The sequence below is a fragment of the Parabacteroides hominis genome, from assembly GCF_014287585.1.
In the GTDB taxonomy this organism is placed as follows: domain Bacteria; phylum Bacteroidota; class Bacteroidia; order Bacteroidales; family Tannerellaceae; genus Parabacteroides; species Parabacteroides hominis.
The window spans coordinates 15860-40604 of sequence record NZ_JACOOJ010000026.1; the positions used below are offsets into that span (position 1 = coordinate 15860).

Annotated in this window: 13 protein-coding genes; 5 read left to right on the forward strand and 8 right to left on the reverse strand. The window is 48.6% G+C overall.

All coding sequences use genetic code 11. The features are described 5' to 3' along the window. Positions 1 to 106: 106 nt before the first annotated feature. The 8 genes from H8S65_RS13805 to H8S65_RS13840 all read right to left on the reverse strand — a co-directional run bounded on the left by H8S65_RS13805 (position 107) and on the right by H8S65_RS13840 (position 19280). Positions 107 to 2587 (reverse strand): glycoside hydrolase family 2 protein, encoded by a 2481-nt coding sequence (locus H8S65_RS13805; RefSeq protein WP_186930515.1) that lies wholly within the window; start codon positions 2585 to 2587, stop codon positions 107 to 109. 2 nt (positions 2588 to 2589) lie between these two features. Beyond that, a complete protein-coding gene (locus tag H8S65_RS13810; protein ID WP_186930516.1) occupies positions 2590 to 4071 on the reverse strand; it encodes a RagB/SusD family nutrient uptake outer membrane protein in 1482 nt (493 codons plus the stop codon). A gap of 24 nt (positions 4072 to 4095) precedes the next feature. Then, on the reverse strand, positions 4096 to 7176 hold the full coding sequence (locus H8S65_RS13815) for a SusC/RagA family TonB-linked outer membrane protein (protein ID WP_186930517.1): 3081 nt from the start codon (positions 7174 to 7176) through the stop codon (positions 4096 to 4098). A gap of 198 nt (positions 7177 to 7374) precedes the next feature. Next, a complete protein-coding gene (locus tag H8S65_RS13820) occupies positions 7375 to 8532 on the reverse strand; it encodes an alginate lyase family protein (RefSeq protein WP_186930518.1) in 1158 nt (385 codons plus the stop codon). A 10-nt stretch (positions 8533 to 8542) separates the two neighbouring features. Then, positions 8543 to 12658 carry a hybrid sensor histidine kinase/response regulator transcription factor gene (locus H8S65_RS13825; RefSeq protein ID WP_186930519.1) on the reverse strand — a complete coding sequence of 1372 codons (4116 nt, stop codon included), beginning with the start codon at positions 12656 to 12658 and terminating at the stop codon, positions 8543 to 8545. A gap of 39 nt (positions 12659 to 12697) precedes the next feature. Beyond that, positions 12698 to 15262: a hypothetical protein gene (locus tag H8S65_RS13830; RefSeq protein WP_222616297.1), complete on the reverse strand. Its 2565-nt coding sequence runs from the start codon at positions 15260 to 15262 to the stop codon at positions 12698 to 12700. 125 nt (positions 15263 to 15387) lie between these two features. Next, positions 15388 to 17331 (reverse strand): glycoside hydrolase family 97 protein, encoded by a 1944-nt coding sequence (locus H8S65_RS13835; protein WP_186930520.1) that lies wholly within the window; start codon positions 17329 to 17331, stop codon positions 15388 to 15390. Next, positions 17328 to 19280 carry an alpha-L-arabinofuranosidase family protein gene (locus tag H8S65_RS13840; protein WP_186930521.1) on the reverse strand — a complete coding sequence of 651 codons (1953 nt, stop codon included), beginning with the start codon at positions 19278 to 19280 and terminating at the stop codon, positions 17328 to 17330. The genes H8S65_RS13835 and H8S65_RS13840 overlap by 4 nt, the downstream gene beginning before the upstream one ends. Positions 19281 to 19469: 189 nt before the next feature. Here H8S65_RS13840 and H8S65_RS13845 point away from each other — a divergent pair, with 189 nt between their 5' ends. The 5 genes from H8S65_RS13845 (at position 19470) to H8S65_RS13865 (ending at position 24741) form a co-directional block, all read left to right on the forward strand. Further along, entirely contained in the window at positions 19470 to 20549 is a 1080-nt protein-coding gene (locus H8S65_RS13845) for an aldose epimerase family protein (RefSeq protein WP_186930522.1), read from the forward strand. A gap of 49 nt (positions 20550 to 20598) precedes the next feature. Next, on the forward strand, positions 20599 to 21882 hold the full coding sequence (locus H8S65_RS13850) for an MFS transporter (protein ID WP_186930523.1): 1284 nt from the start codon (positions 20599 to 20601) through the stop codon (positions 21880 to 21882). A gap of 101 nt (positions 21883 to 21983) precedes the next feature. Beyond that, positions 21984 to 23129: a galactokinase gene (gene galK, locus H8S65_RS13855; protein ID WP_222616295.1), complete on the forward strand. Its 1146-nt coding sequence runs from the start codon at positions 21984 to 21986 to the stop codon at positions 23127 to 23129. Positions 23130 to 23156: 27 nt separating this feature from the next. Next, complete coding sequence (locus H8S65_RS13860; protein WP_186930524.1) at positions 23157 to 23849, forward strand: NUDIX hydrolase; 693 nt, start codon at positions 23157 to 23159, stop codon at positions 23847 to 23849. A 205-nt stretch (positions 23850 to 24054) separates the two neighbouring features. Continuing rightward, positions 24055 to 24741, forward strand: a complete 687-nt coding sequence (locus H8S65_RS13865) for an L-ribulose-5-phosphate 4-epimerase (RefSeq protein ID WP_186930525.1) — start codon at positions 24055 to 24057, stop codon at positions 24739 to 24741. The last annotated feature ends 4 nt before the right edge of the window (positions 24742 to 24745 follow it).

A 24745-nucleotide genomic window follows, 5' to 3' on the forward strand; every position in this document is an offset into this window, starting at 1 on the left:
AAGGGGGCCATGACGGACTGTCCGGACGGGGAATTTTCATTTATCCGGCGGATAAGCAGAAATACCCTCCGGATAAATGAAATTAAAGATACCGATCGATCTGCTCCTACCGGGGCGCGTCCAATTCCAGGAATGCAGTTGGCAGGCCTTCCGCTTTAACAGCAATCACACTCTTTCCCCCATTCCGTTTGACACGGATCAGGGCACGTCCGTTATACGCCTGTACCTTGCGGCTGCCGGTCGAGGTTCCGAGATTACAGATCAAACGCCCGTCACCTGCAATTTCGAAAGCGACCAGTTTCTTTGAGTTCAGGCAACGGATGCCGTTCTTATCTACCAACTGTACCTGTACCAAAACCGTGTCTCCCCCTTCGGGAAGCAGGCTCAACTGGCAGGCGGCTTCTTTATCCCATTTAGCAGTCTGGTATTCCTGGCGGAGACTGTCGGAAACTTCCACCTTATCCTTTTTCCGGATGCCGACAGCTCGAATTTCATTCATGCCTTCCTGATAGACACAGTTCCAGCGCAGGCCGGCAGCCGGGTAATCCTGGCTATTGCGCCGTTTCACGCCCTGGCTTATGTTGTTGACAAAAAGTTCCACTTCGTCGCAGTTGGAATACACTAAGATTTCCTTGCGGTCCTCTTTTCCACCCCAGCGGACCGGCCAGGTGTGACCGTAGATGTGGATCATCGGCTTCTCCGTCCAGTAAGACTGGAAAACATAATAACTTTCCTTCGGAGTAAGGTCGCGCTCGACCACGCCCTTCTGATTGACATAAGGGACAGGATTGTCGGGACGGACCGGAGTAGAGAAATCCTTGAAAGGCCAGTAAGCCGTACCGGTCAGCCAGGGCATCGTCTCCTGTTCCTTCAGATGCCAGTCGATCAAGCGTACCACATAGCTCTCCGACCAGTCGCCATCGCGCGAAGCACGGGGGACACCGCCATACAGGGAAGCATCGCCGGCACGTTCATCACCGCCTTTTCCAGCCTCGATGTTTTTCAGATTATAGAAAGCGTCTTCCGAATGGCGGCGGGCATGGCTGTCGCCTCCCCACTCCACATGCAGGAAATGTTTCACCTTCTGCATCTCCTGCTCGGAGATAGACTTATAGTCGGTAAAGACACCGCGATACCAACCCGCCCAGATGGAAGGAGAATAGACATCGACGATATCGTTGCAAAACTCGCAACGGCGGATTGCGGTCATGCGCGTATCATCCAAGCGGTGAGCCAGGTCGTGCAATTCTTTCATAAAAGCGCGGATCGCACTCTTATCGAACGTGCTGAAATCGTTAGGCCAATCATTTTCATTTCCCAGCCCCCAGATGATCACAGCCGGATGATTATGATGCTGGCCTATCATGTTTGCCAGCATCCGGCGAGCCTGTTCCTTATAGACTTCGCCTCCGAGTCCGCCACGACACCAAGGTATTTCTTCCCATACCAGGATACCCAGTTCATCGCAAAGGTCCAGGATGATTCCGGACTGCTGGTAATGTCCGAGACGGATAAAGTTCACGCCCATATCTTTCATCATTTGCATTTCGCGTCGCATCATCTCTTCCGTCATCGCCTGCGCCACGCCGGCATGATCTTCGTGGCGGTGCGTACCCTGCAAAAGCAGACGTTTGCCGTTCAGGAAGAACGGGCCTTTATCCTTGAACTCCGCCCGGCGGAAACCGAAGCGTTCTTCAGTCGTAAAAGTCTGGTCCGGTGTCTTTACGGTCAGCTCGCAGGTATAAAGATGCGGCGCATCCACATCCCACAAAGCCGGGTTCTTGATCTTCATCTCTGCCAAGAGGCGGCTGCCCAAAGGCAATACTCCTTCGATCGCTTGGGTAAAGACAAGCTTCCGGCCGGCGTCGTAGACCGATACGGTCACATCCGCTTTCTTCACATCGTCCGGATTATAGAACGAAGCTTCTACTTTCAATGTCCCTTCTTTCAGGTCGGAAGACAGGGACGGTTCCAGGCGGATCGTCTCGAAAGAGACTTTCGGCAGATAGACCAGATTCAGATAGCGGTACAGGCCGCCATAGATATTGAAATCGGCCAGGTCGGACGGGATCATCTCCAGGTCGCGGGAGTTGTCGCAGCGGATCGACAAGGGAACTTTCCCTTTGAAACGCTGCGCATCCTTGCTGCCGAGAAATATTTTCACGGCATCCGTTATATCGACATTCCAACTGTCGTAACCGCCCACATGACTACCCACAAGAGTCGTATAGACGTAGACATCCGTCTTTTGCCCGGCCCCATCGAAGTCGAGCATGATACGACCGTCCGAATAAGGATTGTCAATCGTCAGCAGGGTCTTATACCAACCGGGGCCTTCGTAATAATTCACGTCGGGATCAACTGCATCTTCCGCATTAAAACAGTGGGGCAATGCGACAGGTTTCCAGAGGGGAACAGTCTCCGGACTACCGGGGGCGGCTGGACGCACAGCCTCCCAGACTCCCCCTAAGTCGCCTTTCAGGTATTCCCAGTTGTCCGTCAGCCGGATCTTCTCCATCGAAGGGACTTTGGCTACGGCTGACAAGACGGAGAACCACAGTAAACATGAGATAAATAAGCATTTCATATCTATAAATTCGGATTGATCAATGCATCATGTTCCGGACAAGGGAAATATAACCGTTCTTCCGTTACATTTTTCACCTTTTCAGGAAAGTTTTCCTGGAAATATTCCTTCATCACCGTCAGATAAGTGCCCCAGCGAACCAAATTGAAACGATAAATCCGTTCATGAGTCGTTTCAAGCGTCCATTCTTTCCGGACTGCCTGGCGGAAAGCCTCTTTGGACAAACCCGACAAGTGATCCAAACCGGCGCGAGCACGTAATTGATTCACGGCATCATAAGCAGCGGCCGTCGGACCATTGGCCTCGTTTTCCGCTTCGGCAAATATCAGCAGGACATCGGCATAACGGATGATCGGGATATACATATCCGTACGTTTGTTACGCTGTGAGAAGTCTTCGCGGCCTCCATCACACCATTTCTTTCCATGTGGATAGGGGCTTCCGAAATTTTCAGTCGTATAGGTCTTATTATCCACCGTACTGACGATTTCGGTCAGGAAGGTTGCTGATTTCCGCTTGTCGTTATCATCAAATTTATCGATATAGGACTGTTTGACGTAGAAGAATCCCCATCCGGATTCAGATCCGATGCTCGTCGGACGCCATTCGGCTCCGCACTGGTTATCTCCTAACCCGTCTGCAAAATTCAGGGCAAAGATCGATTCTTTATTATACCGGTTGTCGACAAGCCAGAGATCGGCATAGTTTTCTTCCAGCTTAACGCCGTAAGCAGCGGCATTATCGATAACTTCCTTCGCCTTAGAAGCTGCTTTTGCCCACATGGCATTATCTTTGACCTGTTCGCCCGCCATCGTGATATAAACCCATGAAAGCAACGACTTGGCAGCAGCGACAGTCGGACGTTCCGTTCCGGAATCCCATTTGACAGGGAGATTAGCCTCTGCATATTCCAAATCTTCAACAATCTTATTATAGATTTCCTTTGCCGGCGTCTTTGCCATGTTATTCGCACTGGTAAAATCATTCACCGGCGTATCTAAATAAATAACATCATTAAAGATACGCACCAAATAGAAATAAGACATGGCACGCATATAACGGGCTGCTGCAACATAACGCATTTTAACCTCATCCGAAACCTTCGAGGCATTCGGAACCTTCTCGATCATGATGTTGGAAGCATTGATACAAGCATAAAACTGCTGCCAGGGCTTATAAAGGCTCTCGTTGTCGCTTTGCCAGGTCAGGGAGTTCATTTCATCGCGCGCGACATTGTTGGCTGTTGCGCTGACAACCGCATCGGTCGTCGCTTCGGCTATAAAGTTAATATGCCGTTCGAAATTATTGCTGCGCCAATAAGAAAGCGACCCCATCAGCAGCATATTACATTCGGCCTCCGTGTTCGGAAGGTTTTCCGGCGAAAGGAAATCTTTCGGCTCCTCCGACAGGAAAGACTCGCAACTGCTCATCAATAGCATCAGGGAGCACAGCCCTGCAATTGCTTTATTTATATATGTATTCATTTTATCTTTTTATTAATGGTTTAATTATAATGTAAGATTCAATCCGAAAGTATAAGAACGGGTTGCCGGATAACTACCGCCGTCAAAACCCAAGTTGTAGTTTCCGGTACGTGAACTGACTTCCGGGTCATAACCGGAATAGCCGGTAATCGTAAACAAGTTCTGCCCGCTCAGATAGAAGCGTAAGTTGGAGATTCCCCACTTGGATGTGACTGATTTCGGCAAAGTATAACCGAACGTCAGGTTTTTCAGGCGAATATAAGAGCCGTCTTCCACAAAACGGGATGAAGACGGTCCCACGCCCTTGTCAAAAGCCTGTTGCGTATTCGAAGTCCCTTCTCCCCTCCAGGAATCCTTTACAAAGGCGAAAGCATTTCCCGTATTATTCGAATTGCTCGGCAATTCGCTGAAAGACACCTTCAACAGATTATAGACATCGTTGCCGTAAGTACCCTGGAACATAAAACTCAGATCGAAATTCTTATACGAGAAGTCATTGCCGATACCAAAGATAAAGTCAGGATTGGCATTGCCGATGATCGTACGGTCTTCGGTCGTAATCTTGTTATCGCCATTCAGGTCCTTGAACTTCACGCTTCCGACATCGTCTTTCGTCAGCCCTAAAGCCTTAGCTTCGGCTTCATTCTGATAGATGCCGTCAAAGACATATCCGTAGAAGTTACCCAACGGTTCGCCGACCTTCACAATACCGGTCTCATTGAAGCCGGCTCCCAAAGCGCCACCTGAACCGTTTGTATAGAAGTACTCGTCATCGCCGAGATCAAGCACTTTTTCACGGTTCAAGGCGATATTGAGAGAAGTAGACCACTTAAAGTCACCCACTAAGTTCTGGGTATTCAAAGAAAATTCCCACCCTTTGTTGGATTTGCTGCCGATGTTCTGTGTCTGTGAAGAATAGCCGGTATAGTAAGGAAGTATCTTGTCGTAATGCAGATCGACTGTCTTCTTGTAATAATAGTCTGCAACCAAAGAGATACGTCCGCCCAAAACGCTCAAATCGATACCGATATCCGTCTGTTTAGTTGTCTCCCACTTCAAATCCGGATTCGGAACACGACCCGGAACAAGCGCCACCGCCGAATTTCCATTCAGGACATAGCTGGTCGTGCTGAAACTTGCCAAAGACTGATAGGCCGTAATCGCCTGGCTGCCTGTCTCACCATAGCTGGCACGCAGTTTCAGGTTCTGGACCCAGGAAATGTCTTTCATGAAATCTTCTTCACTGATACGCCATCCCAAAGCGGCAGAAGGGAAGTATCCCCATTTGTTATTCTTTGCAAACTTGGAAGAACCGTCGGCACGGAAACTGACAGACGCCAGGTATTTGCCTTTATAAGCATAGTTCACACGGCCCAGCCAGGAAGCAATGGCAGAATGGTTGCCGCCGGAAGCGACAGACAGCAGGCTGCTGTTGGCAAGACCCATATTCCAGTACCCCAACGACTCTATGTCGAAGCCTTTGCCGCTGCTGTTATTGTTGAAATAGTCAGAAGCCTCGGCTGTGAAACCGGCAACGACATTCAGGGAATGGTCTTTATTGAATGTTTTGGAATAAGTCAGCGTGTTTTCGCCGAGCCAGTTAGTTGTTTCCTGGTCATTCATATAAGCATATCCCTGTCCTTTATAGGAAAGAAGATTCTCTCCGGAAGTAAACTGGCGTTGTTTACGGTCGCTGTAGGTATAAGTCCAGGCTGTCTTAAATTTCAAACCGCTCAGTATTTCCCATTCCAAGAAAGCCGTGCCCTGGAAATAATTGCGGTATTTATCCACGACCTGGTCATTGATCAGAGCTACCGGATTGTTCATCTGCGCCCCGTCCTTCAACGGACCGCTAAAGCTGCCGTCTTCCTTGTAGACAGGGACCAGCGGACCGAATCCGAGAGCGGAGAATGTGACGCCTCCGCCATCGGAACCGTTCATCTGGTTGACGCTCGCGTTGGAAGACGATGAGCGGGAAGCATTGATCAGCGCGCCGACCGTAACCTTCTTTCCTAACTTCTGTTCGATATTGGCACGTATGCCGGCACGGTTGAAATCAGAGTTCTTCACAATTCCCTGGTGCATGAGGTAGTTGCCGGACAGGCTGTAGCGCGTCGTCTCCGTTCCGCCGCTTACAGACAACGAATGGCCCGTGACCGGAGCAGTACGGAACACTTCATCCTGCCAGTTCGTATCATTCAAATTGTCCGGATCTATCCAACCCGGTATTTTCAAGGCTGTCTTAGGATATTTTTCCTGTGCTTCTTTCAATAAACCATATAATTCCCGGCCATTCAGCATATCCATTTCTTTAGATACCTGCGAAAGCGAGACATATCCGCTATAAGAAACCGTCGGTTTGCCCGATTGCCCGCGTTTGGTCGTTACCATGATGACGCCGTTCGCCCCGCGGGAACCGTAGATAGAGGTGGAAGAAGCATCTTTCAATACTTCGATAGAGGTGATGTCGTTGGGGTCGATCAGGGAGAGGTCGCCGCCTAAAACTCCGTCGATCACTACCAGCGGAGCATTCTCGCCTTTCAGGGAGTTACCGCCGCGGATAATGATGTTAGGCGATTCGCCCGGTGCGGCTACACTGTTCTGTACCATCACACCTGCCATCTGTCCCTGCAAAGCTTGGTCGGTGCGGGAGATGGAAAGTTTTGTCAGGTCTTCGCCTTTCACGGACGAAAGCGCACCGGTCACATCGCTTTTCTTCTGCACGCCGTAGCCGACTACGACCACTTCGTCCAACGCTTCGGAATCTTCTTTCAGGATGATGTTCAGGGGGGCGTTGCCTTTTACTTTTATTTCCTGCGGCTTGAAGCCGATATAGGAAACGACCAATGTGGAACCGGCGGGGGCTTCGAAGGAGAAGTTACCGTCTATGTCGGTGACCGCCCCGATCGTCGTGCCCTTTACAAGGACGTTAACCCCTAACAGAGGTTCACCATTCGAGTCTTTTACCACCCCTTTTATTACGGATGATTGCAAGACTCCACTTACGATAGCCGAACTTTCAGCCTTTGCCATGCCGGGCAGGGCTGCCGAAGTCAGGCACAATGTCATGCACAGGGCACAACCTTTCATGTACGTGTAATTCATAATACTGTTATTAAGATTGAAACTTATGTGTTTTTCTTCTGCTGCAAATGTAGGGGAAGGAGGTTCCGGGTTGTTTAAAAATCGTCTCTTTTGCTTTTAAATTTAATTCGGATATAAATAAAAAACCCGCTTAGAAAGCGGGTTTTCAAAAAGGTATACAATATTAAAAGGAAACGGATACGCTTTTGAAAGGCTTTTTCATAGCCACAATAACGGATGACGAATAGGTAGATTACGGATTACCTCGTCGTTTACCGGAAAATGATCCAGGCGTTTCCAGGTTTCCAGATAAGCGTTGTCCGGAGAATTGAAGATACTGAACAGAAGGGCTGGCTGGGCAACCGGCCATTCATCCCAATACATGACATCTTCGGCAAAAGGCCAACTTGACTTATCGGCGATATACGGATATAACCAGGCAACGGCTTTCTGCATATTACGGCCATCCCCAGTCGTAAACTGCCAAAGATCGTGTTGCCGGTCGGAAAGGATATGACAGATCGTTGCCATCGCATCCAGATTGAATAGGGAATAACCGTAGGGCTTCGTCCGTTTCAATTCGAGCGGGAAACTGCCATCTTCGGCCATCTGTGAGGGCAACAAAACCGACTCGTAACGATTCCGGCAAAACTGAATTATGTCCTGATCACCGGTATATTTAGCAAACTGGGCTACCTGCATCACCCAGCAGGTTCCATGATTATTTTTAGCATTCATCTCGTCCACCCCGTAAGGATGCGTTGTCAGCCATTTCAGGTAATCGGAAAACCAAGCACGAATACCGACCGCATCTTCGACTGAAAAGACGCCGGCCTGTTCCATCCGAATAAGGGATTGTACGACCTCCAACAGATGGATCGTATCGATGATACCGATCCCCCGCCCTGTCACGATGCCCTTGATCGCCTGTGCATATTGAAGGTTCGGATTCATCCGGGTTTCGGGGTCAACGAACCAGGCACGGACATGTTTAACCGCTTGCCGGATATATTTCTCGTCTTTCGTCACCAGCCAGGCGGAGGTCAGGTCGCCGATCAACGAACTGAAACGGATCATAGCATGACGATGAGCAACAAAGTTATCGGGATTCGTCTGCCCGTCACGGCGTATATAGGCGCTATCCGGACTTACCGGATTAGGCCACCAGTAATCGCCTTCGGAATAGAAATCGTGAATACTTCCGGCACTCCGTTCCGCTTTATAAGCAGTAATCGTCACAGGTTCTTCTGCCAGGGCCTTATCGCCACGAATGATAATTTCGGCACGAAGTAAATCCGTCACTTCTTCTTTTAATGAATGATCTCTCTTGCATTGGCAGAATGACAAAAGAATAACGAATAGTAATAATTTATACATGATATAGAATTTATTTATTTTGTTGCACATATTCGGTCGGCGACATGCCGTACATCGCCTTGAAGCAAGTGGCAAAATAGGCATGGGAATTAAAGCCGATATTGACAGAAACTTCAGATACGTTCATATCTGTTTCCAGCAGCATCTTTGCAGCTATTTCAAGACGTTTGTTACGGATCAGATCGATCGGTGAAAGGTCGGTTATCGCCTTCAACTTCCGGTAGAAGTTGGCACGTCCCATACCGACTCCTTTGCACAATGTTTCCACGTTAAGCTCTGGGTTGGAGAAGTTTTGCTCGATCACCTCGAACAGTTTTTGCATGAATGTATCGTCCGCAGATGTCGTCTCGATACCCAACGACTCCAACGAAAATTTTTTCCCATACAGTTCCTTCAGCCGTTCGCGGGAAGCCAGGATATTCCGGATGCGATACAGCAGGACTCCCATATTGAAAGGCTTCACGATATAATCGTCCGCACCGCACTGAAACCCCTCTTTAATATGCATGACCATCGACTTTGCCGTAATGATGATGACCGGGATATGCCCGGTGCGTAAATCCTGCTTGATCTCCGAACAAAGTTGCAGACCGTCTTTCTTCGGCATCATGATGTCGCTTATCACCAGGTCCGGCAAGGTTTCCACAATCTTGTCGAAAGCCTCTACCCCGTTCTCCGCTTCAAGCACATCGAAATAGGGTTCGAGATGCTTGCTGATATACCGGCGGACATCCGGATTATCTTCGGCTAATAATAAGGTATAACGCTGACCGGAGGCAGACAGTCGCTCATGCATATTGTCAGGAATTTCGGATTCATTTCCGGCCTCTTCAATTTCCCTGTAGGGATTCCTTGCAGAAGAGTCCTCTTCTGCAAATTGCTCATGAGCATACGCTTCGCGGTTTACCGGTATCAAGACACGGAATACAGCCCCTTTCGATGTGTTATCTTCTACCCATACAACCCCTTTATGCAGTTTCACGATAGAGAGTACCAGACTGAGCCCGATACCGGTTCCGGTCGTATTCGACTCACTTTCATCCGTTCCCTGGTAGAAAGGAGAAAATATATGGAACTTGTCGGAATCGTCTATCCCTTTCCCTGTGTCCTCTACCGACAAGCAGACATATCGGGACCCCTCCCGGACCTCCCCGCCTATCCTGCCGGGATATTGTTCCTGCAATCCGGTAGCCGAAAGCGATTGCAGACGAATAGTTACCGACTCACCCGGAGCCGTATGCTTAAAAGCGTTCGACAAAAGATTAAAAAACACCTTTTCCAGCAAAGCACGATCAAACCACGCATCTATTCCCGACTCATCTGATTCCAGACGAAAGGCGATCCGTTCCTTGACCGCAATCTGATTAAAAGCAATATATATCTCCTGCGTAAACAGATACAGATCATTATGCGAAACACGCAATCGCAGGTTGCCACTCTGGTTCTTCCTAAGATCCATCAACTGGTTCACCAGCAACAAAAGCCGCTGGGCGTTTCCATAGACCAGACGCAACGTGCCTTTCAAGTTCGAATTCATGTCCACTCGCTGCAAGACTTCTTCCAATGGTGAAAGGATCAGCATCAACGGTGTGCGCAGTTCGTGCGAGAAATTGGTGAACATGCGTATCTTGGACTGGTGGAACTCTTCTTGCCGCTGCTGCTCCTTCTGTTTCTCGAAAAGGTCGTGTTCTAACCTGCGCTTCATGTGCAGGTAATACCAGATCACATAAAAGATGCTTCCGGCGATCAGTATATATATAAGGTAAGCATACCAGGTCTGCCAGAGCGGGGTGCGGATGCGGATCGCCAACGAACGGCCTTCGTCGTTCCAAAGCCCGTCGTTATTGGAGGCGCGTACGCGGAATACATAGTTGCCCGGCTTTAAGTTCGTATAGAATGCCTCCTTGCGGGAACCGGCATCGTTCCAATCGTTGTCGTAACCTTCTAACATATAAGCATATTTGTTCTGGTTCGGATAGAGGTAGTTCAAAGCGGCATAGCCGACAGAGAAATTGTTCTGGTTATAATCGAGTTCAACCTCTTCGGTATAGTCGAGGACTTTACCGAGCAAACCGGACGGGTCGCCGGGAAGGATCGGTTTATTGTTGACCGTGAAGGTGGTCAGCACGACCGGAGGGATAAAACTGTTCTCTTTCAGGCGTTCCGGATAAAAGGATATAAGACCGTTGCTCCCGCTGAAATAAATCCGGTTGTCGGGCAGCTTGATTCCGCCCTTCAGGCTGAATTCATTTACCGGGATCTCGCTTTTTCCGGTATAGTTGTTAAAGATGCGGGATTCGGGGTCGTAGGATGATATGCCGTTTCCCGTGCTGATCCATAGTTTGCCGTCATCGCCTGGGATCATCGAGTTGATGTTATCGTCGCTCAGCCCGTCATGGGCGGTGAGGCGTTCTACAATCCCGTTTTCTTCGTCGAAACGGCAGAATCCGCCTCCGAACGTTCCGATCCAGATACGGCCCTTCTTGTCCCGCACGATATTGGAAACATGGTCGCTATACAGCTTATAAGGGCCCTCTTTGCCGGTTTTATAGGTCACCAAGCTATGCGCATGGGAGTCATACATCGCCAATCCGGCCAGGTGCATGCCTATCAGATAGACGCCGTCGCGTATTTCTAAAAAACTGCGCACGCTCGGCAGTTGGCGGAAAAAGCTGTCAGCAGGTGCAACCGTGCCGTCGGGCAGGAAGCGGGTGATGCCGGTATTGTCTGTCGTCCCTACCCACAGCGCGCCATCGCTGCAGCGGGCAATTGTGTAGATGCTAATTTCCTGGTCGAAGGAATAAAAGAGGGAAAATTTCTTCGTCCGCATGTCGAAACGGTAAAGGGTTCCTTTCTGCGTACCGCACCAGAGGGTATTTCCTTCTAAAAACAAAGATTTGATAATGTTCCGGTCGTTCAATGCGTTCGGACGCACGTCCAGCAGGTAGCGTTCGAACTTCTCCGTTTCAAGATCGAACGAAAGCAATCCTCTCCCCTCCGACGCTACCCACAATGTATGGCCGGGCTGGTATGCCATCGTTGCAAAAATGCCGAATAGCTTGTCCGGACTGCTCTGCAGGTCATAAAACATGAAACGGCTGTTCAACGGATTGCTGTAACAGACGCCGCCTGAATAGGTCCCGATCCAAAGCGTATTCGCCTTGTCGACAAAGGCCGAAAAGATGGAAAAGTGGCTGAGGCCGCCCTTACGCTCGTCAAAATTCGTATAGGTCGTGCAGGAACCGTCCGCCGGGTCGATCAGGCTGAGGCCGTTGTAGGTTCCGATGACTATTTTGCCGTTATAGGTATCGATCGTACGGACCGAATTGTCTCCCAAGCCGCCGTTTTGAACGGTAAAGTGGGTGACGGTGTTCCTTTTCGTGTCGATCCGGCTCAGCCCCGACTGCCGCGAGCCTACCCACAGGCAATCGTCCGGCCCTTCGTGGATCGCCGAGATATTATTGCCGGTTAGCGAAAGGGGCGTCGTGTTCTTAAAATAATGTGATAAGAAATGCTGCTTACCGTCATAAATATAAAGACCGTTCTCATAAGTTCCGATCAGCAGATTCCCGTTCCGGTCTTCGCTAATCGCCATAATCTGATCTTTCGGCAGTTTTCCGTTCAGGTTCGCCGGGCTAAACGTCCCCTCTATATAGTCGTACAAGAAAAGTCCTTTGTTTGTCCCGACCCAGAAACGTTTCTGCTTGTCGACATGCAGACATGATATCCAGGTATTCCGGATCGGCGACTGTGCGTAGGCAGGCATATCATTATAAGATGTAATCCGGTCCGTTTTCAGATCCAACCGGTTAAGCCCGTTCATCGTACCTACCCAGAGGTTACCGCTATCGTCCTCGGCAAGAGACGTTATATGATTGCTGGATAAGCTCGACGAGTCGCCGTTGCTATGCTTGTACACGACAAAAGAATTGCCATCGTAGCGGTTCAGGCCGTTGCGGGTGGCAAACCACATGATACCGCTTTTATCCTGATGGATCTTCAGGACGGACAGTTGCGACAAACCGCTTTCGAGCTTCAAGGAAGAGAAAGAGAAGGGCGGAACAGCCCCATTCAGCCAAGCGCTCAGGAAACAAAGAAAGAAAGTTACTAAGTTAGTTTTCCTCATAACGTAAAAGCATTAGGCCGCAAATATACTAAAAAGGGATCAAATGCCCAGTCGTATCGCAAACAGAAAACGTGCTCCGTCCTCGGAGCCGAAACAGGAGTATTGCGTCGTCACTTTGTTGACGATCGTGAGCCAGAACCCTCCCCCATAGGAAGTATGCCAGCGCCGGGAATGCTCGTCGGGAAACCAAACACGCCCGTAATCGAAGCCGGCGAATAACCCGTACTTAAGCGGCGTGAACGGATTCCTGATTTTCCCCATATCCAGGCGGAAGTCGGTATGCTGATAGAAAGATTGCTTGCCGATGAAGCGGTTATCCCTGAATCCGCGCAAAGTTATGCCGGCTGCCTGGTAAAAATCGTATTTGTTATTGTATAGCAATTTCACCTCCGCCCCTGTTTCGACCGAGAAGCGGTCCGAACAGCGGAACGTAGCGGAAACATCTAACTTCGAGTACGGGAAATTGCGCCTGACATCCTTCAGGTTCATTTTCCAACCGGACGAAGCCTCGACTTCCAGTTCCGGGATAAAGGCTGACGGAACCATCCTGATCCGCCAGTCTGCCTCTACTCCGACGAATAGGTTCATTCCGAAAACCGGGTGACTGTCCGGAAGTACCTGATTAATGTACCGGCCTTCCGTATGTTTTGCCTTATACATCTCGAACGAAGCGGACAATGTCAATTGCCGGTCTTTTTTTATCTCCATCCGGAAAGATGGAACCACCGAATACTGACGAAGCGTAACACGGTTATAGGCTTTACCCTCATCTTTAAATCCTTCCGTATTATTCCCATAACCGAAGAAATTGAAGAAGTTACGGGGCGAAGCGATAAAGGCATCCAAGTTGAAACTCTTCCGGGCATCATAAAAAGGGAACGTCCCCTGATACATAAAGCCTTGCAGATAGTTATACCCAACACGATGACGGAAGGTGAAAGGCGATTGCTTGAATCCGTACATCGTATAGGTAAAGAATGCTCCCAAACTAAAGCCGACATCCGAATCATAGAAGCCCCACGGCGTGAAGTCCAATTCCTTATACTTTACCTTTTCGTAATCATAAGTATGAATAGCCGGACTGTCCGATATGATTTTATGGACACCGGAAATCTCATCCAGTTGTTCCCGGTCGGCATCGTAAGCGTAAATACGAATCTTATGTGCCTTCTCCATCTTATAGGTGTTATGTCCCGGACCTGTAATCAGATAAACGGGGATCTCGCGCTTCGACTTTCCCTTCACCTCATATTCATCATTCCCGTCCAGACCGTACAACCAGATTTCTGCCGTTTCCTTAGCAGCATATTTCTTTTGAAAAGAAGGAACAGAGTCTTCCCGCGGATAAATACGGACCAACAAACTGTCACGACCGAAACGTTCAAGCACGATCCGGTCGTCCCCTTCCGTCCCGGTCAGGACAGGCGTACGCTGCAATTTCTTATAATAGCGATGCGCCATATACGGGAGGCTATCGCGGCGGATAAGCAGTTTCTTTTTTATAGCCTCCGTTTCAGCCCCCTGTATCTCCGGCGGAAGAGTTGAAAACGCTTCATCGATAACCGAGTCGGACAGGCTCTTTTGGAGAGCGAGGGCCTGAGTCGTCCATACCGATTCGTCCGCACTGCTTGCCAATGCCATATCGAGGGTATAACCGAGCGTGTTTATCTCCCCGATGTCCTTCGGGTGGTTGCTGTAGTTCGTGATGAAGCCGAGTCCCAACACCTTCAGCATGCGTTTGAAAAGAAGACCGTCAATCTTCGTAAAGGCATGGCTGCGGTCGATAACGATCGGGCTGAACAGGATGCTGTCGGCGGTATAAACCGCCTGCCAGTTCCAATTTTCGGGGATTTTGTTCCAGTCACCGATCAACATGTCATACAGGCGTCCGGTGATGTATTCTTCCTGGTTCACCTGGCGGGATTTGTTCTGCCGGATCTGTTTGAGTAAGTCCCCGGTAGAGAGGATGTTCTTTTGGGTAGCGGTGTCGGGCACATTCCGGAGGCTGACGAGTCTGTTGCGAATGCCGGTTCCATCGGCAATCGTATCTCCCACCTCTCCGCCTTGCATGAAATAGATGCGGGGATCATTGAAATTCAGACCGGAAGCTTGTGCCATCCGGTCGGCAGCAAGGAAGGTATAAGGATTGATAATGGTATAAGCATCCCCGATAAACTCATCGAGATAGGTTCCCTTAAAATCGTTCCTATTATATATCTCACGGAAAAACTTGGATTCAAGAAAACTGGTCGAACCTCCTAACGGTTTGAGCATATATAAGCGGTTCTGCCGGTTAGAGAGAATCAGGGCATGGAAGTCTTCCGCCTGCTCCATGATCTCCATGCCGCCCTGAAGTGTTTGCAGCGTAACAGCATCCGCAGTGACCGGAGTCGAATAGAGTGCCCGATAATGTACGCCCCAAAGTTTATTATACAGATTACTTTTATTCTTCATATCCTGCGGATAGATCGAACGCCTCACAGTGTCCTGCCTCGCCGCAACTGCACCCGCATTCACACTCGTACAGAAAAGGAACGGCAGGACAAACAGCAGGCAAACAAGCATACTCTTGTAATACTGACATATTTGCTCAAATTTTCTCATCACGGAAATAACATTTAAGCAGAATCAGTTGTTTACGCCCCTATCTATCCTTACATCTCGTCCGGGAGGGGACAGAAACCGGAGGACACACCTCCATCTGCGAGATTAGTGTCCTACAAACTATCTCAGCGGGCTGCAACAATAACGCCTCCTTCCGGTTGGATAACCAGCTGCATTTCCCCATCGGCTTTTACAACGGTTTCCGACATACGGGGATTGCGTTTCTTATCATCGTCGTAGACAGTGGCTTTCTTTCCGGCGATCATCGGAAGGGATACTTTCAGCTTCAAAGGTTCTTTGCCTGCATTGACACCAGCAACATACCATCTGTCACCATGCCGGCGAGCCAGGACACAATACTTGCCGGGGTAACCGTCAATGAAAAGGGTCTCGTCCCATGTGGTCGGAACCTGCTTTAGAAAATCTATTTCGAAAGCGGGAACATCCGTCAGGTTATTTGGCGTAATGGCAAAGTTCTGAATCGGGTTTTGGAACAGGACAGCCGTTGCTAACTGGAAAATATCCGTTGTTTTGCGAACCGTACCGCCATCGTTCGTCCGGTTATGTCGTTTGTTCAACAGGACGCCCCCGAACTCCATACAGCCGACAGCGTTCCGGATAAACGGATGCAGGCAGGCGTTAAAGGCCTCGTTGTCGTCAAAATGCTGGTTGAATATCAAATTCTCGGATGCTAAGACGGCTTCGCTCCCGACATAATTCGGATACATGCGTTCCCAGCCGCGGGGAAGGGTACAGCCGTGGAAGATCACCATCAGGCCGTTATCGTCCGCATCGCTCAGGATCGCTTCGTACAGGCGCATCGTCTCCTGCTTGTCTCCACCGAAGAAATCGACTTTGATGCCTTTCACACCTAAGCTGCGGAGCCATTTCATCTCGCGTTTGCGGACAATAGGGTTATCCATGCAGTTGACCGGGCCTTGTTCGATATCGTTCCAGTAACCGCTGGAGCTATACCACAGGAATACATCCACCTGCTTGTTATGCGCATATTCGACAAGCGATTTTATACGGTCGCGCCCGATGTTCGTATCCCACCAGTTATCGATCAGAACATATTCATATCCCATTGCAGCAGCCAGATCGACATATTTCACCTGATCGTCATAATTGATGCTTCCGTCCTGCCAGAGAATCCAGCTCCATGTGCCCCGCCCGAAACGATAGTTGTGCTCCGTCTCGTAGAGAGGTTCCACCACATCCCAGAGAACGGTCGTTTCGACAATCGGTTTCAGCGTCTCACCAACGGTAAGCGTGCGCCACGGAGTACAGCCGGGAAGAGCCAGACCGGGAGCAACCGTCCCGTTTCCATTATTTTCTTCCGGCATGGGAAAAGCAAGCGTGTACAAGCCGTCTGCCGTAGCGTCACTCAAGTGTGAAGCACAATAATGGCTATCGACGCCCGTCTCGCTGACAAGTACCCAACCATCATCGCCAATGCGGAACAGACAGGGGAAAGTATAGCCATGTCCGTATTGCGAGCGTTCGTACAGGGGAGCATCCGCCCTGTATTCCTCCTCGTAGCTCGGTTTCGTCCGTTTCCAACCGATCATGGCATCGCTTTGCGGGGTTAGGAAGGTTGTCGTATAAGAAGGGAAATCGAAGCCGGTAGCTTCTTTCTCGATCACACAACTGCCGGTTTCCCCATAACGCGGCATCACATAGCGAAAAGCGATATCATTATTGCTGACACGGAAAATGACATCAATCTTCTGCTTATCCGGATTAGCGAACGTACAGGTCAATTCATTTGCTTGATAACGGATATTCGACTGCTTGATACGGTCCTGCACATAGCTCTTGTCTATCCGGCCTTCCTTATGCTCCACACAGGTCAAGCCTTGGCTAAAGTCTCCGGCGTTCGAAACAAGTCCCAAAGGGGAATCTTCCAAAACCGTTTTATCCTTATAGCTAACCCGGTAGACCGGTTTCCCGTCTTTCAGCGAAACCTGTACTTTCAGGTGCTGATCCGGGCCTGTCACCGAAAGTTCCTGTGCCGGCAGCACGGAAACGGTCAGTGACAAGGCCATTATTATTAAATAAGATTTCATAATTTGATACGATAAACTGAGAAACTGAGCGGTTTCAAGATCACTTCTACCTGCGGGGCCTCCATCTCGATATCGGAAACGACCGGAACTACCGCCGAAGGATCGCACAACGTGTTTTTGGCTTCCAGGTCGGAAGAATGGAGCAACGTAAGCGTCCCTTTATGCTTACCGCCCGAAAGACCGTTCAAGCTCAACTTGATCCGCTTGCTACGGATTCCGGTATTGGCGACTTTGATGATAAGTTCGTTTGATTGCTTGTCGACCGCTGCAGTGGCATACAAATCCTGCTGTCCGGTGACCGGTTCGCCCTGCATGGTCAGCGGAACAACATTCGTACCGGCATTATGGCCATATAGCTGCTGTACATAATAGTTCGGAGTTTTTACCAGCGAAAGATTGTCGAACCAGATCAGGTCCGGGCGCCACTGCCAGGCGTCCACATGGGCGAAAAGCGGGGCATACGTGCATAAATGCACCACATCTGCATTCCGCTCGAAACCGGTCATAAAAGCGGCTTCGCACAAAGCGGTCAGGAAACTGTTCTCGCGGTTGGCAGGATGGCAGGCATATTCGCCGGCAAACACTTTCGGTCCCTCGCGGTCATACGAATCATAGCGTTTGGCTCCGTTCAGGAACCATTCGGGAGAACGGTAGAAATGTTCGTCCACCAAATCCACTTTCAGACGCTTCATTTCCGGCCAGAGGTAATCGAAATCCTCTCCTTCCGACTGCGGGCCGGAGCTTCCGATAATCTTTATCTCCGGATATTTGGCACGGATCGCTTTGACAAACGGTTCAAGACGTTCGGGATAAAGCGGTCCCCACTGTTCGTTGCCGATAGCAATGAGTTTCAGATTGAAAGGAGCCGGATGCCCCATATCGGCGCGTATCTTTCCCCATTTGCCGGTTACCGGGCCGTTGGCAAACTCGATCAGGTCGAGGGCGTCGTCGATATAAGGTTGCAGCTTGTCCACCGGGCAATTCTCGTTCGGGTCCTGGTTCTCATACTGGCAGGAAAGGCCGCAGTTCAACACGGGAAGCGGTTCCGCCCCGATGTCTTCGCTCAACTGGAAATATTCGAAAAAGCCCAGGCCGTAAGACTGATAATAATCCGGGAACTTCTTATGCGAGAACGTATAGTTCCAACGATTGATATTGATCGGACGGTTCTCGACCGGGCCGATCGTGTTTTTCCACTGATAGCGGGTAGCCTTGTTCGTCCCCTCCACGATGCAACCGCCGGGAAAGCGGAAGACACCCGGTTTCAGATCTTTCAAAGCCTGTGCCAAGTCGGCACGCATACCGTTCGGACGGTTGTTGAATGTCTTTTGCGGGAACAGTGAAATGTGTTCGAGGTCGACGGTTCCTTTCGTCTCCATCGTGATACGCAGACGGGAACGGGCTTCCGTCGCTCCCGGCGTCAGGACAACCGTGTATTTCTTCCATTCCTTGCCGCTCACCTCGATCTCTTTTTGCTCGTACAGGTCGTTCTGGCTGTTCACCAGGTTTATACGCAACTTGACCGACGTACCGGACTGGGTGCGGGCATATAAAGAGAAGTCGTACTTCTCTCCTTCCCGAATACCGATTCCTTTGAAACCTTCATTGTCGAGGCCGGTTCCGGTCAGTTCCTTTTCATAAGAAAGGCGGACATAATGCGGATTACGGTCAAAACAGGGATTCTTGGTCTGTACACTGACATTTCCGAAAGGCGTCCAGCCCCCGAATGGGTTTTCAAACTCGAAAGAACGGTTCTTGAGAAGTTCGGCATACAGACCGCCATCTGCACCGAAATTGATATCTTCAAAAAAGATCCCGTACATGGTCGACTGGATAGGTGCACCTGTTTTCTGCACATCTATCTTAAATTCATTACTTTGTGCCATTAAACTGACAACACCCATGCTAAACAGACATAGGGAAATGGCTTTTTTCATACTTTTTGTCATAGATATGTGTTTTTCTGTGAATACAAAGATTATTTAGTTACAAATGTACACTAATAATTCTGATTGAAGGGAGACAAATCGTTCATTTTAGTAGACAAAAAGCCGTTTTATGCTATAAAACATCTTTAAAGTAGTGCATGAATACAAAGAAGAGAGTAATTTTACACACAATTTTGAAAATATATTTACATGAAGAACGAAAGCACGCTGTCTGGCTTAACTGCAGCTAACTTCAGCAAGCAAATAGACGGCAAGGAGACGATGCTATGCATCCTTACAAATAACAAAGGAGCAGAACTTACCATTACCAACTACGGTGCAAAGATTGTATCGCTTATGGTACCGGATCGGTCCGGGAAGTTAACCGATGTAGTGACAGGACACAATTCCATAGACGAATACCTGGTATCCGAAGAGCCTTATTTCGGAGCTATCTGCGGACGATACGGCAACCGTATCGCAGGCGGAAAATTCACATTGGATGGTGTCGTGTACGATAAGCTGGCTATCAACAACGGACCGAACAGCCTGCATGGCGGTTTGAAAGGCTTCAATTCCGTTGTCTGGGACCTGAACCGGATTGACGACCAGACGGTAGAACTGAAATACACATCGGTCGACGGCGAAGAAGGTTTCCCCGGAAAGCTGGATACGACCGTGACCTATCATCTGTCCGATGACAACGAAGTCGTGATCATGTATCATGCAGTAACAGACAAACCAACCGTTCTGAACTTGACCAACCACTCCTACTTCAACCTCTCCGGCCAGGGCGATCCTTCCGTTTACGATCATCAACTGACGATCAATGCGGATTATTACCTGCCGACAGACGACACCGCCATTCCTTACGGCCCGAAAGAAAAAGTGGAAGGGACTCCGATGGACTTCCGTACTCCGCACGAAGTGGGCGAACGCATCGACGAAGATTTCGAAGCGCTGAATTTCGGCAAAGGATATGATCATACCTATATATTAAATAAAAAAGAAGAAAACGAACTGTCGTTCTGTGCCCGTTGCGTATCGCCCAAAACCGGCATCGTAATGGAATGCTATACCACACAACCGGGCGTACAATTGTATACGGGCAACTGGATGACCGGCAATTTTGTCGGAAAGAACGGCCAGCGCTATCCGGCACGTGCCGCTCTTTGTCTGGAAACACAACACTACCCCGACAGCCCGAACAAACCGGAATATCCGTCCACCGTTTTACGTCCGGACGAAGCGTTCCAGAGCAAAACGATCTACAAATTCACAGTAGAATAAGCCTATTCAATCGACCTAAATAATTAATAATCTAAATATCTAAAAAGAAATGGAGTCAACTAAACAGAAAAGTTATGTATTACCTATAGCGATGATGTTCGCATTGTTCGCTATGATCTCTTTCGTTACGGGTCTGCCCCAACCTTTCGGGGCAATTGTTCAAAATGAGTTCGGGGCATCCAATTTTGAAGCTACTTTGGGTTTCTTCGCAAACTTTATAGCATATGCTTTCATGGGTATTCCGGCAGGTATGCTTTTGCAGAAGATCGGCTACAAAAAGACGGCATTGATTGCAATCGTAGTCGGTTTTGTAGGTGTCGGTATTCAAGTTCTTTCCTCTAAAATGGGATTTGCCACTTACGTTGCAGGTGCATTTGTTTCCGGTTTCTCCATGTGTATGTTGAATACAGTCGTAAACCCGATGTTGAACACATTAGGCGGTGGCGGTAAGAAAGGTAACCAGTTAATCCAGATGGGTGGTTCGTTGAACTCGGTATCAGCTACTATCGTTCCGGTTTTGGTTGGTTATTTGATGGGAACCGTCGTTGAAGAACGTACGATTGCTAAAGCATTGCCGGCTCTGTACATCGCAATGGCTATCTTCGCCGTGGCATTCCTGGTATTATTCATCATGAATATCCCGGAACCGAGTTTGGCAAAAGCAAACAACAATGTAAAGAACGAACACAGCCCGCTTGCATTCCGTCACTTCAAATTAGGCGCGTTGGCAATCTTCGTATATGTAGGTATCGAAGTCGGTATTCCTCACTTCGCAGGTCTGTTCATGATGACACCTGAAGCTGGCGGCGGTCTGGCAATCGACTCAACAATTGCCGGTTCGGTAGTTGGTACTTACTGGTTCTTAATGTTAATCGGACGTCTGGTAGGTGCTTCTCTGGGAGCCAAGTTCACAAGTAAGGCCATGCTTACAGTGGCATCGGGTGTCGGCATCCTGTTTATTATCCTTGCCTTTATCTGTCCGATCACGACAATGGTAAGCATGCCGGTATTCAAGAGCGACATTTCATTCGGTGTGGCGCAAGTTCCTATCAGCATCATGTTTATGGCGCTTTGCGGTCTTTGTACTTCTATCATGTGGGGTGGTATCTTTAACCTGGCTGTCGAAGGTCTGGGTAAATATACGGAAGCAGCTTCCGGTATCTTCATGGTATTGGTTTGCGGTGGTGGTATTTTACCGCTGATCCAGGGTCAAATCGCTGACATGTCCGGATTTATGACCAGCTATGTAGTTATTCTGATTGCGCTGGCTTATCTGTTGTTCTATGCTTTGGTTGGTTGCAAGAACGTAAACAAGGACATTCCTGTAGAATAAAAAAACAAGTGTAACTATATGATTGAAGAAATTATCTAACTATATTTGTAGTCGGATAATTTCTTCAATTGTTTAATAACCTAATTAAAAACAAATCTATCATGAGACAAAAAATCAGAAATAAATTTCAGGAGTTATTCTCAACAGAAGGTAGCGTATATGCATCTCCGGGCCGTATTAACCTGATTGGCGAACATACTGATTATAACGGAGGTTTCGTATTTCCGGGTGCGATCGACAAAGGTATGATTGCCGAAATCAAACCGAACGGTACAGGTAAAGTTCGTGCATTCTCTGTCGACCTGAATGACTACGCAGAATTTGGTCTGAACGAAGAAGACGCTCCAAAAGCAAGTTGGGCAAGATATATTTTCGGTGTTTGCCGCGAAATCATCAAACGTGGCGGGCAGATCCAAGGATTCGACACCGTGTTTGCGGGCGATGTACCTCTGGGTGCAGGCATGTCCTCTTCCGCAGCATTGGAAAGTACCTATGCATTTGCTTTAAACGACTTGTTCTCCCTGAACATCGATAAATTTGAATTGGCTAAAATCGGCCAGTCTACGGAGCATAACTATTGCGGTGTAAACTGCGGTATAATGGACCAGTTCGCTTCCGTATTCGGAAAAGAAGGAAGTTTGATCCGTCTGGATTGCCGTTCACTCGAATATAAATATTTCCCGTTCCATCCGGTCGGCTACAAATTGGTTTTGCTGGATTCAGTCGTTAAACACGAACTGGCATCTTCGGCTTATAACAAACGTCGCCAGTCTTGCGAAAACGCCGCCGCCGCAATCCGCCGCAATCATCCGGAAGTCGAATTCCTGCGCGATGCGACAATGGATATGCTGAACGAAGTAAAAGGTGACATCAGCGCTGAAGATTATATGCGTGCTGAATATGTGATCGAAGAAGTACAGCGCGTACTCGACGTTTGCGACGCGCTGGAAAAAGACGACTACGAAACCGTAGGTAAGAAAATGTACGAAACACATCACGGTATGAGCAAATTGTACGAAGTCAGCTGCGAAGAATTGGACTTCCTCAATGATGTTGCCAAGAAATGCGGTGTAACCGGCTCACGTGTAATGGGTGGCGGTTTCGGTGGTTGTACAATCAACTTGGTGAAAGAAGAAAAATATGATGCATTCGTAAAAGAAGCATTCGAATCTTACACTGCAAAATTTGGTCACGAACCTAAGTTATATAATGTAGTAATCAGTGACGGCGCACGCAAGCTCGCCTAATAAATTAATTATAATTCCATAAAAATCATGACAACCGCTTTTTATCAGAACGAAACCAAATTTTACGTTGCAGTAGATTGTATCATACTCGGATTCGATCAAAAAGAGCTCAATGTATTACTTTATAAACGAAAGTTTGAACCCATGATGGGGCAATGGTCTCTGATGGGCGGTTTTATCAAAGCAGGTGAAAGTATCGAGGAAGCCGCATCACGCGTGCTTACCGACTGTACCGGCATCGATAATCTTTTTATGGAACAGGTAGGTGCTTACGGAGATGTTACCCGCGATCTCGGAGAGCGGGTTATCTCCGTAGCATACTATTCACTCGTCAATATGAATGACTTCAGTGCCGAAACATTGGAGGAACACAATGCGGTCTGGACCAAGATTAGCGAAGTCCCGCAACTAATTTTCGACCATAACCAAATGATCACCGACACATTGGCCCGCCTGCGCAGAAAAGCAGCAACCCGTCCGGTCGGATTCAACCTGCTTCCCGAAAAATTCACGTTACCACAATTGCAGAGCCTGTATGAAGCCATCTACCAAACCCAACTGGACAAACGCAACTTCCGCAAAAAACTGAATGCGATGGATATTCTGGAGAAGTTGGATGAAAAAGATAAGAAAGGTTCCAAAAGAGGAGCTTTCTATTATATGTTCAACAAAGAAAAATACGATCATCTGCTGGAACAGGGATTCTATTTTTCCTTATAGGAAAGGACATCGAATGTTTTTTCATTTCCATGCGAATGGAACTACAATTTCATGCCTATGAAACTGAAATTCCACGCCAAGGGGAATAAAAGCAAAAACAAAGGTAGCTATGTTGTAGAACATAGCTTTTTTTGTACACTCGCCGCACTAAAGTGTTACTTTTACACCCGAACACATACAAACCACAAATAAACAAGTAATAAGTATGGTTGAAGAGTTAAAAGAAAAGGTTTTTAAAGCCAATCTGGACCTGGTAAAACACGGATTGGTCATCTTTACTTGGGGAAACGTAAGTGCCATAGACCGGGGAAAAGGCCTGATCGTAATCAAACCTTCCGGAGTTTCTTACGAAACGATGAAAGTCAGCGACATGGTGGTACTCGACCTGGACGGGAATATAATGGAAGGTAACCTCAAACCATCATCGGACACTCCTACCCATTTGGTCCTGTACAAGGCATTCCCGGAAATCGGGGGAATCGTACACACTCACTCCACATATGCAACATCCTGGGCGCAGGCCGGATGCGACATTCCGAATATCGGCACGACACACGCCGATTATTTTAGCGATGCGATTCCCTGTACCCGCCCGATGACGAAAGAAGAGGTTGAAGGCGATTATGAGAAAGAGACCGGCAACGTGATCGTCGAACGCTTTAAAGAGCTGAATCCGGTACACATTCCGGGAGTCTTGGTGGGAAATCACGGCCCGTTCGCATGGGGCAAGAATGCGGCAGAAGCCGTCTATAACGCGGTCGTAATGGAACAGGTGGCCAAGATGGCGTATATCTCGTACGGCATCAATCCCCAATTGACCATGAACAAATATCTTATCACAAAACATTTCGAACGCAAACACGGCCCGAATGCTTATTACGGACAAAAATAAATAA

Bases quoted from the DNA above. Each gene is read 5' to 3' on its own strand.
- H8S65_RS13805 (WP_186930515.1), bottom strand. From the start codon at position 2,587: ATGAAATGCTTATTTATCTCATGTTTACTGTGGTTCTCCGTCTTGTCA.
- H8S65_RS13810 (WP_186930516.1), bottom strand. From the start codon at position 4,071: ATGAATACATATATAAATAAAGCAATTGCAGGGCTGTGCTCCCTGATG.
- H8S65_RS13815 (WP_186930517.1), bottom strand. From the start codon at position 7,176: ATGAATTACACGTACATGAAAGGTTGTGCCCTGTGCATGACATTGTGC.
- H8S65_RS13820 (WP_186930518.1), bottom strand. From the start codon at position 8,532: ATGTATAAATTATTACTATTCGTTATTCTTTTGTCATTCTGCCAATGC.
- H8S65_RS13825 (WP_186930519.1), bottom strand. From the start codon at position 12,658: ATGAGGAAAACTAACTTAGTAACTTTCTTTCTTTGTTTCCTGAGCGCT.
- H8S65_RS13830 (WP_222616297.1), bottom strand. From the start codon at position 15,262: ATGAGAAAATTTGAGCAAATATGTCAGTATTACAAGAGTATGCTTGTT.
- H8S65_RS13835 (WP_186930520.1), bottom strand. From the start codon at position 17,331: ATGAAATCTTATTTAATAATAATGGCCTTGTCACTGACCGTTTCCGTG.
- H8S65_RS13840 (WP_186930521.1), bottom strand. From the start codon at position 19,280: ATGACAAAAAGTATGAAAAAAGCCATTTCCCTATGTCTGTTTAGCATG.
- H8S65_RS13845 (WP_186930522.1), top strand. From the start codon at position 19,470: ATGAAGAACGAAAGCACGCTGTCTGGCTTAACTGCAGCTAACTTCAGC.
- H8S65_RS13850 (WP_186930523.1), top strand. From the start codon at position 20,599: ATGGAGTCAACTAAACAGAAAAGTTATGTATTACCTATAGCGATGATG.
- galK (WP_222616295.1), top strand. From the start codon at position 21,984: ATGAGACAAAAAATCAGAAATAAATTTCAGGAGTTATTCTCAACAGAA.
- H8S65_RS13860 (WP_186930524.1), top strand. From the start codon at position 23,157: ATGACAACCGCTTTTTATCAGAACGAAACCAAATTTTACGTTGCAGTA.
- H8S65_RS13865 (WP_186930525.1), top strand. From the start codon at position 24,055: ATGGTTGAAGAGTTAAAAGAAAAGGTTTTTAAAGCCAATCTGGACCTG.